The organism is Dyella marensis (genome assembly GCF_900112865.1).
Taxonomy (GTDB): domain Bacteria; phylum Pseudomonadota; class Gammaproteobacteria; order Xanthomonadales; family Rhodanobacteraceae; genus Dyella_D; species Dyella_D marensis_A.
In genome coordinates this window covers 49,642-61,422 of sequence record NZ_FONH01000009.1, presented here as the reverse complement: position 1 = coordinate 61,422, position 11,781 = coordinate 49,642, and the positions used below count along the sequence as shown (strand labels likewise).

Below are 11,781 nucleotides of genomic sequence, written 5' to 3'. Positions count from 1 at the left end.
CCCGGGTGAATCAGCGCGAGGCCAGGCTGGCCTCGATCAGCCGGCGCGCCATCGCACCCAGCACCCGCGCGGGACTGCGCTCGCCGAAGGCCTGGCCGGAGACGTAGCTGCCCTCGATCAGCAGCAGCAGCCCGTCGGCCAGTTCGTCCGCATCGGCAGCGCCCATGGCGTGGCACATCTCGCGCAGGCGTTCGCGCAGGGCCTGCTTGCTCTCCACGCCGACCTGGTGCGCGGGATGGGCGGGGTCGGGGTATTCGATCACCGCATTGGTCAGGCCGCAGCCGCGATAACCCTCGGTGCTGGCGCGCACGGCGAGGTAATCCACATAGGCGAGCAGCTGGGCCTTGGGGTCGTCCGGATGTCCGGCGCCCTGGGCCGCGAAGTTGTCGCGGAAGCGGCGGTCGTAGTCGCGCAGGTACTCGGCGATCAGCTCGTCCTTGGACTCGAAGGCGCGGTACAGGCTGGGCTTGGTCACGCCGGCGCGGTTGACGATCTCCTCCACGCCAATGGCGCGGATGCCTTCGCGATAGAACAGGTCGAAGGCGGTGTCGCGGATGCGATCGGCGGCGCGGCGCGGCGTTTCGGCGACGTCGGCGGGTTCCGGCATGGATTTCGTGCGTTTGGACATGGATCGACCTGTTGACAATGTTACCGATCGGTACGTACTCTGCACTTCCGTCCCGTACCGATCGGTAACATGACTATACAACGCCGCCGGCCCTTCGGCCAAAACTATGCCTTCGTGGTCGTCGCCGTGGTTTTCCTGTCGCTGCTGGCCTCGGCCGGCATGCGTGCCACGCCCGGCGTGCTGATGCTGCCGCTGGGCGCGGCCTTCGGTTGGAGCCGCGACAGCATTTCCTCCGCGGCTGCCGTCGGCATCCTGCTGTACGGCCTGATGGGCCCGTTCGCCGCGGCGCTGATGCAGCGCTTCGGCATCCGCCGGGTGCTGCTGGTGGCCTTGACCGTGATGACCGTCGCCGCCGCGTCCAGCGCCCTGATGAGCCAGCCCTGGCAACTGCTGGCGACCTGGGGCGTGCTGTCCGGCGCCGGTACCGGCTGCGTGGCGGTGGTGATGGGCGCCACCGTGGTGGGCCGCTGGTTCAGCACCCATCGGGGGCTGATGATGGGCCTGCTCACCGCCAGCACCGCCACCGGCACGCTGATCTTCCTGCCGGGCCTGGCGGCGATCGCCGAGCACGCCGGCTGGCAGGCGGTGGTGCTGACCATTGCCGCAGTCTCCGCGGCGCTGATCCCGCTGGCGGCGTGGCTGTTGCCCGAACGGCCGTCCGACATCGGCCTGCGCCGCTACGGCGCCGCGGCGGACGAGCCGGTCGACGTCGGCGCGCCGGCGGGCAACCTGTTCGCGATGACCCTGGGTGTGCTGCGCAAGGCCAGCCGCAATGGCACGTTCTGGTTGCTGTTCGCCACTTTCTTCGTGTGCGGTTTCACCACCAACGGGCTGATTGGCACGCACTTCATCGCGCTGTGCGGCGACCACGGCATCCCCGAAGTCCGCGCCGCGGGCCTGCTGGCGCTGATGGGTATCTTCGATCTGGTCGGCACCACGGCGTCCGGCTGGCTGACCGACCGCTTCGACCCGCGCAAGCTGCTGTTCGTCTATTACAGCCTGCGCGGCCTGTCGCTGATCTATCTGCCGTACTCGGATTTCTCGCTGTACAGCCTGTCGCTGTTCGGCGTGTTCTACGGCCTGGACTGGATCGCCACCGTGCCGCCGACGCTGCGCTTGACCACCGACGCCTTCGGCGAGCGCGACGCGCCGGTGGTGTTCGGCTGGGTGGTGGCCGGCCACCAGGTGGGCGCCGCCGCCGCGGCCTTCATGGCCGGCGTGCTGCGCGTGCAGCTGGGCAGCTACATGACGCCGTTCGTGATCGCCGGCGCCACCGGCGTGGTGGCGGCCTTCCTGGCGCTGCGCATCGGCCGCCGCCGCGAGCTGCCGGCGCTGGCCGGCGAGGCGGCGTAGAGGCGTAGGTTGGGGTGAGCCAAGGGCGAACCCCAACAGGCCTTCAGGCGCGTCGCAACGTTGGGGTTCGCTGCGCTCACCCCAACCTACGATTCCAGCTGTGACAGCGGCAGCGCCGCCGAGCGCTTCACCGTGCGCAGCACGAAGCTGGAGTTCACGTCCGCCACGCCGGAGGCATTGAGCAGGCGGTCGAGCAGGAAACGCGAGAAGTGCTGCAGGTCGGCGACATAGATATGCATCAGGTAATCCATGTCGCCGGTCAGCGCGTAGCAGGCCACGATCTCGTCCCACTCGTTGACGTTGCGCACGAAGCGCTCGATCGCCTCGCCCTCGTGCTTGGCCAGCTGCACGCGGACGAAGGCCTGCAGGCCCAGGCCGACCGCTTCCGGATCCACCTGCGCGCTGTAGCCGGTGAGCACGCCCTCGGCTTCCAGCCGCTGCAGGCGGCGCAGGCAGGCGGAGGGGGAAAGATTCACCCGCTCGGCCAGATCGGCATTGGTGATGCGCCCCTCGCTCTGCAGGACGGCGAGCATGCGCAGGTCAGTGCGGTCGAGGGTTGCCATGCAAGATACTCCGATGATTGATCGTCTTAGCGCATGATTATTGCGCTTTCGCAGCCCAATAGTGCAATAAAACAACCTTCATGCGCGCCCGCCGCCGTATGCTGTTGTCCTTCTACCGGAGGCCCGCCATGGACCACAGCACGCCACGCAAAGTCGAGCACCAGCAGACCGACCGCGGTTATGTGCCGGTGTATGCCACCGGCGTGGTCGAGCAGCCCTGGGCCGACTACAGCCAGACCGACCACGAGGTCTGGAACACCCTGTACCGCCGCCAGCGCGAACTGCTGAAGGGCCGCGCCTGCCAGGAATTCCTCGACGGCATCGAACGCTTCGGCATGGGCGAGAACGGCATCCCGAAGTTCGCCGACCTCAACAAGGTGCTGGGCGAAACCACGGGTTGGGAGCTGGTCGCGGTCGAGGGCCTGCTGCCGGACGAGGTGTTCTTCGATCACCTGGCCAACCGCCGCTTCCCGGTCAGCTGGTGGATCCGCCGCCCCGACCAGCTCGACTACCTGAGCGAACCGGACCTGTTCCACGACCTGTTCGGCCACGTACCGCTGCTGCTCAATCCGGTGTTCGCCGACTACATGCAGGCCTACGGCCGCGGCGGCATGAAGGCCTTCGGCATCGGCCCGGAAGCGCTGATGAACCTCACGCGCCTGTACTGGTACACGGTGGAGTTCGGCCTGATCAACACCAGCGAAGGCATGCGCATCTACGGCGCCGGCATTGTCAGCTCCAAGGGCGAGTCGATCTACTGTCTGGATTCGGCCGCGCCGAATCGCATCGGCTTCGGGCTGGAGCGCGTGATGAATACGCGCTACCGCATCGACACCTTCCAGCAGACTTACTTCGTGATCGACAGCTTCGAGCAGCTGTTCGATGCGACCCGTCCGGACTTCACGCCGATCTACGCCGACCTGAAGACGCGCGAGGCGCATGCCGCCGCCGACGTCCTCGACAGCGACCGCGTGTTCACCCGCGGCACGCGCGAGGGCTTCGCGACCGATGCGGATACCTGAGGCGACATCGGCGTCCACCCTAAAGAAAAGGCCCGCACGCGCGGGCCTTTTCATGTCTCATGACGACGACGCTCATTGCACCATCTTCTTGCCGCGCTTCAACTCGCTCACCGCTAGCACCTTCGCGATGCGCTTGCCGTCCCAGCAATAGCGCAGGTGCTCGGCCTGCACGCAGGGCGCCACGCAGTCCGGATAGAACACCGCCACGCATTCGCCGCCCGCGTGGCGCACGCTGTCGTACACGATGCCGTCGGAACCGTCCGCGCGCAGCCGGCGCGCCAGCTTCACGCTGGCCACGTAGCTGTCCGGATCGTGCTCGGCCGGCCAGCCGCCGCGCAGGTCGTGCAGCTTGGCCTGGATGCTGGTGCGGTAGCAGCGCATCTCCACGTCGCACGGCGGTTCCGCGGTGGCGGCAAGGAAGCGCTCGCGGTGGAAGACGGTTTCCTCCACCGCGGTGGTCAGGCTGCGCGCCGCGTAGAACACGCCCCAGCTGCCGTCGGAGAAACGGCTGCCATCCGGATTCAGATGCGTGAAAGCAGCCATCACCGGCGTGGTGCCGGGCCCGCTGACGCGGCGCTCCTGCGGCACCAGCGGCAGCACGCCGAGCTCGTCGCGGATGCGCGGATTGGTCAGCGCCTCGATGGCGAACAACGCTTCGAGATCGTCCGGATCGGCGATGCGGTCGTACACGCTCACCGGCGGAAAGCGGCTGGGCACGATGCGCAGAGCCTGGCTCCAGCGGATGCGTTTCAGGGGTGGGGTGTCTGCCATGACGGAAGCTTCTTCACTGTGCCTGCCAGGACAGGCAAGTATGCAGCCCCGGGGTATCGCCGACTGCGACGCGTGCCGCGCCGGTCACCAGCCGCGTTGCGCGTCGAGGTATTGCCGCACCACGTAGAGATCGGCCACGTTGCCCGACAACATGCGCTCCAGCGCCGAGCGGCCGCCGAACAGCGGCGCCTGGTTCGGCTTGCGCACCCAGGCATCGGCCTGGCTCGCATCGGGGAACAGGATCTGCAGGTCCTTGTAGATGCCCAGCAGGTAGCTGATGCGCTCGAGTACGTCGCGGCCGAGGCTGCCTTCCTGCTGGCGCTTCCATTTGTAGAAGGTCGATTCCGGCGGATCGCCGAGCAGCCGGCGCTGATCGCTGATGCGCAGCCCCCACTGCTCGGCCAGCTTGAAGAAGGCACGCAAGGCCGGACCGCCGAGCTCGGACGCCGCGACGAATTCGGGCTGGAGGTGGGCCGCCATTGTCGACTCTCCATGTGAAGTTGATGTGCAGTCTACTCCATATGTGGAGTTCACGCCACCATCGACCAGGACCCTGCCCGGCACGCCTGTTTCAGGACTTGCTGCGGTCCTTGGCGCAATCGCAGCCGAATGCCGGCTCCGGGCCGCCTTCCTCGATGAAGCGGTCGATCCGCTGCTCCAGCACCGGCAGCGGCACCGAGCCGATCTCCAGCAGGGTGTCGTGGAAGTGGCGGATGTCGAAGCGGGTGCCGAGGTCCTGCTCGGCCTTGCGGCGCAGTTCCAGAATCTTCAGATAGCCCAGCTCGTAGGACAGCGCCTGGCCCGGCCAGCTGATGTAGCGGTCCACCTCGTTGGCGATCTCGCGCGCGGACAGCGCGGTGTTGTCGGTGAGGTAGTCGATCGCCTGCTGGCGGGTCCAGCCCATGTGGTGAATGCCGGTGTCCACCACCAGGCGGCAGGCGCGCCACATCTGGTAGGTGAGATAACCGAAGCGGTCGTAGGGCGTCTTGTAGATGCCCATCTCGTTGCCGAGGTATTCCGAGTACAGGCCCCAGCCCTCGCCGTAGGCCGAGATATAACCCTGGCGGCGGAACGCCGGTTGCCCCTTCTGCTCCGCGGCCAGCGCCAGCTGCAGCGAATGCCCCGGCGCCGATTCGTGCAGGGTCAGCGCCGCCACGTTGTACAGCGGGCGCGACGGCAGGTCGTAGGTGTTGACCAGATAAGCGCTCGCGCCGCCGCGGCCGGAGGTGTAGTACGGCGCGATGTCCGGCGCCACCGGCACGATGGCGAAGCGCTGGCGCGGCAGGCGGCCGAAGAACTTGCCCAGCTGGCCATCCACCTGCTTGGCCACCCAGGCGCTGCGCATCAGCAGCTCCTCGGGCGTCTTGGCGTGGAACTGCGGGTCGGTGCGCAGGAACTTCAGGAATTCGGGAAAGCTGCCCTTGAAGCCGCTCTCCTGCATGGTCTTGACCATCTGCGCATGGATCTTCGCCACCTGTTCCAGGCCGACCTGGTGGATCGCGCCGGGATCGAGGTCCAGCGTCGTGTATTCGAGGATCTGCTGGCGATACCAGGCCTTGCCGTCCGGCATGGCTTCGGCGGCGAGCGTGGTGCGGGCGCGCGGCAGGTATTCCTCGCGGAAGAACTTCAGCAGCCTGGCGTAGGCGGGAATCACCTTCTGCGCAATGGTCTGCTTCGCCTCCTCGCGCATGCGCGCGGCATCTTCGGCGGATACGCTGGTCGAGACGTTTTCGAGCGGCTTGTAGAAGCTGCTCTTGGTCGGGTCCTTCAGCTCCGCCACCGCCGCGATCGACACATCGCGGCCGTCCAGTACCGCGCGCGGCACGGTGAAGCCGCGATCGAGGCCATCGCGCATATTGGCGATCTGCTGGTCGAAATAAGCCGGCACCTGGCCGAGGCGGTCGAGGTAGCGCCGATAATCCTGCGGTGTGCGCAGCTCGTCGGCGTTGAGCACGTAGCCCAGGTCGCTCCAGAACGCCGAGTCGCTGTTGAACGGCATCTGCCACTGCTTGTACTGCTGCCCCGCCAGCATGTTCTGGATCTGCGTGCGGTACACGGCGTAGTTGATCTTGTCCTCGGCGCCGAGCTGCTTCGGGTCGATCGCGTCCAGGTCGGCCAGCGTCTTCTTCCACATTTCGAGCCGGCGCTGCTGGCTGGCGGCATCGACGTCGTCCAGGCGCGCGTTGCTGGGCTGGGCCTCGCCGGCGTTATTGATGCCGGCCTGGCCGTTGCGCCAGGCCCATTCCTGTTCGTAGATGCGATGGAAGCGGGCGGCGGTGTCGTCGGCCCAGGCGGGTGCGGCGAGGGCGAGCGCGGCCAGCGCCAGCCAGGTCATGCGATGCGGGGTCTTCACTCAGGTGGTTTCCTTTGCTGCCGGCGTGGCAGCCAGCACGGCATCCTCCACGCTCCAGTATTCCAATGCCTGTGGCGGAAGCTGGGGCAAGGCCATGCGTTCCAGCGCCGTGCGCGCGTGATCTTTCAGGCGGGCCACGCGCAGGGCGATGCTACGCGCGTCCAGCCAGGCGACGAAATCGCCCAGCGATTCCAGCACCGTGCCGTCGAGATCGGGCGATTCCTCCAGGCTCAGCACTACCTCGCGCAGGTCGCTGCGGTCGGCCACGCGATGGCGCACCTGCGCGAACACCGCCTCGGCGTTGGCGAAGAACAGCGGCTCTTCCGGCCGCACGATCAGCACGCCCGGCACTTCGCGCGCCTGCGCATGCGCCGCGAGGTCGACGAAGTCGTGCCCGCCATCGAGCCGCCCCAGCACGCTCAGCCGCGGCGTGGCCAGGCGGCGCAGCAGCATGATCAGGCTGAAGGCGATGGCGAACAGCAGGCCGTTGAGGATGCCCAGCGACAACACCGCCAGCACTGCCGCCAGAGCCACCAGGCGGTCGCGATGCCAGCGCAGGTAGGGGCTGAACGCGGACAGGCGCAGCGACTTGCTCACCGCGTGGATCACGATCGCCGCCAGCACCGGCATCGGGATGCGCTCGATCCACGGCAGCAGGAACAGCACCATCAGCAACACGCCGCCCGCCGCGACCAGGCCGGCCAGGCGCGAACGCGCGCCGGCCGCTTCGTTCGCCGAGGTGGCCGAATAGCCCGCGCCCACCGGCATGCCGTGCAGCAGGCCGGCGACGACATTCGCCACGCCGAACACGGCGAGGTCTCGATTGAGATTGACCGCATCGCCATGCTTGAGCGCGAAGTTGCGGATCGAGCCGTACGACTCCGCATACAGGATCAGCACCAGCGCCGCCGCCAGCTCCACACTGGGCAGCCATTGCCCGCTCGACGGCCAGCTCGGCCAGGCCCACTGGGGCGCCAGCCGCATCGCGCCGACCAGGGCCACGCCGTACCGCGCCAGCCAGTCCGACCCGGCGATGCCCAGCGCGATCGCCAGCAGGCTGCCCGGCAGCCGGCGCCATCGTTCGCACAGGAACAACAGCAACAGCGCGATCGCGCCGATGCCCAGCGCCGCCGGCCGCGTCCCGCCGATATCGCCGAGCAGATCCACCAGCAAGGCCGGCACGAAGTCGCCATGCAGGGCCGGCACACCCAGCAGCGTCGGCAATTGCTTGAGCGCGATCACGCAGGCCAGCCCGAAGGTGTAGCCGCGCAGCACGGGACGGGCGATCAGATGCGACAGACCCCCCAGCCGCAACGCGCCGGCCAGCAGAAAGCACAGGCCGGTCAGCACCACCAGGCCGGCGACGATGGCCGCGCGCGAGGCCGGATCGCCGCCCTCCAGCGCCAGCGTGCCGGCGGCGAGCACCGCCGCGGACGACGAGGTAGCCGAGACGATCGCGTAGCGGCTGCGGCCGAACGCGCCGTAGCACACCAGCCCGGCAAACAGCGCCATCACGCCGGCCTGCGGCGGCAGCCCGGCGATGCCGGCATAGGCCACCGCCTCCGGCAGCAGCAGGCCGGCGATGGCCAGGCCCGCGAGAAGATCCGCGGCGATGCCGGGCGCCGGCCTGCCGGCGGCCGCGTCGGCGTTCACCCGATCACGCCTGTCCAGCCGGGCAGATAGGCCGCATCGTGCGTATGCGCGTGCAGCAGCGCTTCATCCAGTACGCGCTTGCTGATCTTGCCGCCGGCGAGTTTCACGCGGCGGCGGTAGAAATCCGCCCACAGGAATTCGGCATAGGGCGTGGCGTCCTTGGCATAGCCGCCGGCCTCGCGCAGGCGCGCGGCCAGGGTGCGATAGGGATCGTCCACCAGCCGCTCCAGGCTGGCGGGCATCGCCTCGTAGCCGATGCGCTGCCCGCGCTGGTCGTAGGGATGCGCCCAGCGGTTGAACTCCATGGTGCGCCAGAACACATCCGGCTCCAGCCAGGAGAAATCCCGCTGCACCATCACCGGCACGCTTTTGACGCCTTCCTCGAGCAGGGCCAGGCCCAGGTGATGATGATCGACGATGTAGACCTTGTTCTTCGGCCCCAGCACACCCGGGAACCAGTGCGCGTCGATCAGCTCCTTGCGCTTCTTCTTGCCCAGGCCGCGCCAGATATCGCGCTTCTGGGTCACCTCGGCCTTGCCGACCGTCACCTGGGTAGGCCGCAGCTTGTCGGGCGCGACGCTCAGCAGCGGATGACGCACATGCGGCTCGGACATGGACAGTTCCTCGATGGATGGCGGACCCGTGCAGGCAACGCGCGCCGAGAGTAGCCCAAGCCGGCCACGGCTTCTTGCGCCGGAGGCTGCGTTACGCTGGGCGCTTCCCACGCCACCACGACGGTCACGCCATGCCCGCATCCCGCTGCCGCCTCGCTCCGTTCGTTCTCGCTCTTGCCCTGCCCGCGCTGGCCCATGCCCAGGACACGTCATCGCAGGACGACTTCGCCCGCTGCCTGGCCGGGCTGGCGCCGAAGGCCGCGCAGGCGCGCGTGCAGGCCGACACCTACCAGCGCTACACGCGCGGCCTGGTGGCGGATACCACGGTGATCGATTCGCTCAACAAGCAGCCGGAGTTCGTGATCCCCGTGTGGGATTACCTGTCCGCCCTGGTCGACCAGGAGCGCATCGACGACGGCAAGGCCCGACTCAAGCAATGGTCGGCGGTGCTCGAACGCGCGCAGCGCACCTACGGCGTCGATCCGGCCACCGTGGTCGCCGTGTGGGGCGTGGAGAGCAACTACGGCCAGCAGTTCGGCCAGAAGCCGCTGCTGCAGTCGCTGGGCACGCTGTCGTGCATGGGGCGGCGGCAGGAGTATTTCCGCGGCGAGTTCTTCGCGGCGCTGCGCATCGTGCAGAGCGGCGATATCGGCGCGGACGAGTTCAAGGGTTCCTGGGCCGGCGCGTTCGGGCATACGCAGTTCATGCCGTCCACCTTCGAGCGGGTGGCGGTGGATTTCGACGGCGACGGCCATCGCGACCTGATCGCCAGCGTGCCCGACGCGCTGGGCTCGACCGCGCACTACCTGCAGATGTCGCATTGGCAGGCCGGCCAGCCCTGGGGCTACGAGGTGAAGCTGCCTGCCGCCTTCGACAGCAAGATCAGCGGACGCACGGCCAAGCGGCCGCTCAGTTACTGGAGCGCGCAGGGCGTGCGCCTGGTGAACGGCTCGCCCCTGCCCGGCGGCGACGAACCGGCGGGGCTGGTGTTGCCGGCGGGTGCGCAGGGTCCGGCCTTCCTCACCCTGCGCAATTTCGACGCGATCTACGCATACAACGCGTCGATCAATTACACGCTGGCGATCGCGCTGCTGTCCGACCGACTGCGCAGCCAGCCCGGCCTGGTCGCCGCCTGGCCCACCGACGACCCGGGCACCTCGCGCGCGGAACGCCGCGAGATCCAGCAACTGCTGCTGGCGCGCGGCTACGACATCGGCACGGTGGACGGGATGGTCGGCGACAAGACGCGGCAGGCGATCCAGGAGGAACAACGCAAGCGCGGGCTGCCTGTCGATGACGGCCGGCCCGGGCAGCGCATTCTCAAGGCGCTGCGGCAATCGCCGTGAACGCCAACAATGCGTTGCGCTCGGTGCTGCCATGTTGGGGTTCGCCGTTGGCTCACCCCAACCTACGCCGGGACGTCAATCGTCAATCCATGCCTTCGTAATAACCACGCATGGCTTCGAGATAAGCATCCAGGTCGCGCCCCGGCCGGGGCGCGAAACGCTCGCCGGTGGTGCGGCAATCTGCGATGCGGTCGGGGCGGAAATTGCGGAAGCCTTCGCGCAGCCGGCACCAGGTGCCCAGCGTCCACTTGCCGCCCCAGAACGCCAGGCACAGCGGCTCGACTTCGCGCGTGCTGGTGCGGCCGGCCTCGTCGGCGTAGTCCAGGCACAGCACCTGGCTGTCGCTGATCGCGCCGTTGAGGCGGTCGATCATCGCGGCGAAGGCGACGCGTCCGGCGTCGCGCCAGATCGGCGCATAGATGCGCGTGCGCGCCGCGCGCTCGCGCAGTTCCGGCGGCAGCACCGCCTCGATCTTGAGCAGGGCCGCCTGCGCGCCGGCGGCCAGCTTCTCGCCCGCGAAGGCGCGCACGAAGCGCGTGCCGACCACCAGCGATTCGAGTTCTTCGGCGGTGAACATCAGCGGCGGGATGTCCGAGCCCTTGCGCAGCACGTAGCCGACGCCGGCCTCGCCTTCGATCGGCACGCCGGAGAGCTGCAGGTCCGCCACGTCGCGATAGACGGTGCGCAGCGATACGCCAAGCGTATCCGCCAGGTGCCGCGCCGGCAGCGCCGTGCGGCGCCCGCGCAGGGCGTGGATGATGAGGAACAGGCGGTCGGCGCGGCGCATCCGTGCATGATCGCCGAGCCGCGCGACGGCGGCCAGCGCCGGATGTCATGGCGCGCAGCGTCCATGACATCGATGGCCGCCGGCGTCGTCACAGGTGCCGCGTCTCCGCCGGCGTTTCCATCCAGTTGTTGTTGCGGCCGTCGAAGTAGCGCACCGGCGCTTCGGCCAGCTCGCCCGGCGCGACGTCGTCGAGGCAGGCGAGATTGACGGAGATGAAGGCCCCGCCGATCTCCTCGACATAGCCGCGGCCGAACGGCTTCACGCCGCAGTGCCTGCAGAACATGTGCTGGCAGCTGTTGGTGTTGAACTGGTAACCGGCCAGTTCGCTCTCGCCTTCGGTCAGGCGGAACGCTTCCGGCTTCACCGTGGCGCCCCAGAAGCGCTGCTTCCAGCAGATCGAGCAATTGCACTTGCCGGTACCGGCCGACAGGTCGATGTCAGCTTCGTAGCGCACGCGGCCGCAATGGCAGCTGCCGTGATAAGTCTTGGTCATCGGGTGATTCCTCGGGTCGAGCGCCGCGCCGCCGCGGCGATGGCCAAGGCCGCGGCGAGGCCGCTGGCCGGTTGAGAGTGGTTGCGCCCGGGCTTGGCCGGCGGCAGGCGGTATTGCCCGTCCAGCGGCAGGCCGCTCAGGAACAGCGGCCGGTGAGCCATCAGCGCACGGTTGATCGGATCAGCCATGACGGTAGTC

General features: G+C 68.4%; 13 protein-coding genes. 3 read left to right on the top strand and 10 right to left on the bottom strand.

Annotated features, from left to right (window positions below; translation table 11 throughout):
* Positions 1 to 10: 10 nt before the first annotated feature.
* Positions 11 to 628: a TetR/AcrR family transcriptional regulator gene (locus tag BM172_RS13335; protein WP_026634650.1), complete on the bottom strand. Its 618-nt coding sequence runs from the start codon at positions 626 to 628 to the stop codon at positions 11 to 13.
* Between the two features lie 69 nt (positions 629 to 697).
* Between BM172_RS13335 and BM172_RS13330 the strand changes: the two genes are divergently transcribed.
* Positions 698 to 1,981 carry an MFS transporter gene (locus BM172_RS13330; RefSeq protein WP_026634651.1) on the top strand — a complete coding sequence of 428 codons (1,284 nt, stop codon included), beginning with the start codon at positions 698 to 700 and terminating at the stop codon, positions 1,979 to 1,981.
* A gap of 86 nt (positions 1,982 to 2,067) precedes the next feature.
* Here BM172_RS13330 and BM172_RS13325 read toward each other — a convergent pair whose 3' ends face one another.
* On the bottom strand, positions 2,068 to 2,544 hold the full coding sequence (locus tag BM172_RS13325) for an Lrp/AsnC family transcriptional regulator (RefSeq protein WP_026634652.1): 477 nt from the start codon (positions 2,542 to 2,544) through the stop codon (positions 2,068 to 2,070).
* Between the two features lie 128 nt (positions 2,545 to 2,672).
* Between BM172_RS13325 and phhA the strand changes: the two genes are divergently transcribed.
* Positions 2,673 to 3,566 (top strand): phenylalanine 4-monooxygenase, encoded by an 894-nt coding sequence (phhA, locus tag BM172_RS13320; protein WP_026634653.1) that lies wholly within the window; start codon positions 2,673 to 2,675, stop codon positions 3,564 to 3,566.
* Positions 3,567 to 3,638: 72 nt separating this feature from the next.
* Here phhA and BM172_RS13315 read toward each other — a convergent pair whose 3' ends face one another.
* The 5 genes from BM172_RS13315 to BM172_RS13295 form a co-directional block, all read right to left on the bottom strand.
* Entirely contained in the window at positions 3,639 to 4,337 is a 699-nt protein-coding gene (locus tag BM172_RS13315) for an RES family NAD+ phosphorylase (protein WP_026634654.1), read from the bottom strand.
* A gap of 84 nt (positions 4,338 to 4,421) precedes the next feature.
* A complete protein-coding gene (locus BM172_RS13310) occupies positions 4,422 to 4,817 on the bottom strand; it encodes an MbcA/ParS/Xre antitoxin family protein (RefSeq protein WP_026634655.1) in 396 nt (131 codons plus the stop codon).
* A gap of 91 nt (positions 4,818 to 4,908) precedes the next feature.
* Positions 4,909 to 6,672 carry a DUF885 domain-containing protein gene (locus tag BM172_RS13305; RefSeq protein ID WP_035323104.1) on the bottom strand — a complete coding sequence of 588 codons (1,764 nt, stop codon included), beginning with the start codon at positions 6,670 to 6,672 and terminating at the stop codon, positions 4,909 to 4,911.
* 18 nt (positions 6,673 to 6,690) lie between these two features.
* Positions 6,691 to 8,343: a SulP family inorganic anion transporter gene (locus BM172_RS13300; protein ID WP_051548500.1), complete on the bottom strand. Its 1,653-nt coding sequence runs from the start codon at positions 8,341 to 8,343 to the stop codon at positions 6,691 to 6,693.
* The gene (locus BM172_RS13295; RefSeq protein ID WP_026634657.1) at positions 8,340 to 8,957 is read right to left on the bottom strand and encodes a ParB-like protein; all 618 of its coding nucleotides are present in this window, start codon (positions 8,955 to 8,957) and stop codon (positions 8,340 to 8,342) included. Before BM172_RS13295 ends, BM172_RS13300 begins: the two co-directional genes overlap by 4 nt.
* A 131-nt stretch (positions 8,958 to 9,088) precedes the next feature.
* Between BM172_RS13295 and BM172_RS13290 the strand changes: the two genes are divergently transcribed.
* Entirely contained in the window at positions 9,089 to 10,303 is a 1,215-nt protein-coding gene (locus BM172_RS13290; RefSeq protein WP_026634658.1) for a lytic murein transglycosylase, read from the top strand.
* Positions 10,304 to 10,385: 82 nt separating this feature from the next.
* On the opposite strand, the gene BM172_RS13285 is transcribed toward BM172_RS13290, so the two are convergent.
* The 3 genes from BM172_RS13285 to BM172_RS13275 all read right to left on the bottom strand — a co-directional run bounded on the left by BM172_RS13285 (position 10,386) and on the right by BM172_RS13275 (position 11,771).
* Positions 10,386 to 11,090: a helix-turn-helix transcriptional regulator gene (locus tag BM172_RS13285; protein ID WP_026634659.1), complete on the bottom strand. Its 705-nt coding sequence runs from the start codon at positions 11,088 to 11,090 to the stop codon at positions 10,386 to 10,388.
* An 88-nt stretch (positions 11,091 to 11,178) separates the two neighbouring features.
* The gene (locus BM172_RS13280; RefSeq protein ID WP_026634660.1) at positions 11,179 to 11,583 is read right to left on the bottom strand and encodes a GFA family protein; all 405 of its coding nucleotides are present in this window, start codon (positions 11,581 to 11,583) and stop codon (positions 11,179 to 11,181) included.
* Positions 11,580 to 11,771: a hypothetical protein gene (locus tag BM172_RS13275; protein WP_035323037.1), complete on the bottom strand. Its 192-nt coding sequence runs from the start codon at positions 11,769 to 11,771 to the stop codon at positions 11,580 to 11,582. The genes BM172_RS13280 and BM172_RS13275 overlap by 4 nt, the downstream gene beginning before the upstream one ends.
* Positions 11,772 to 11,781 lie beyond the last annotated feature (10 nt).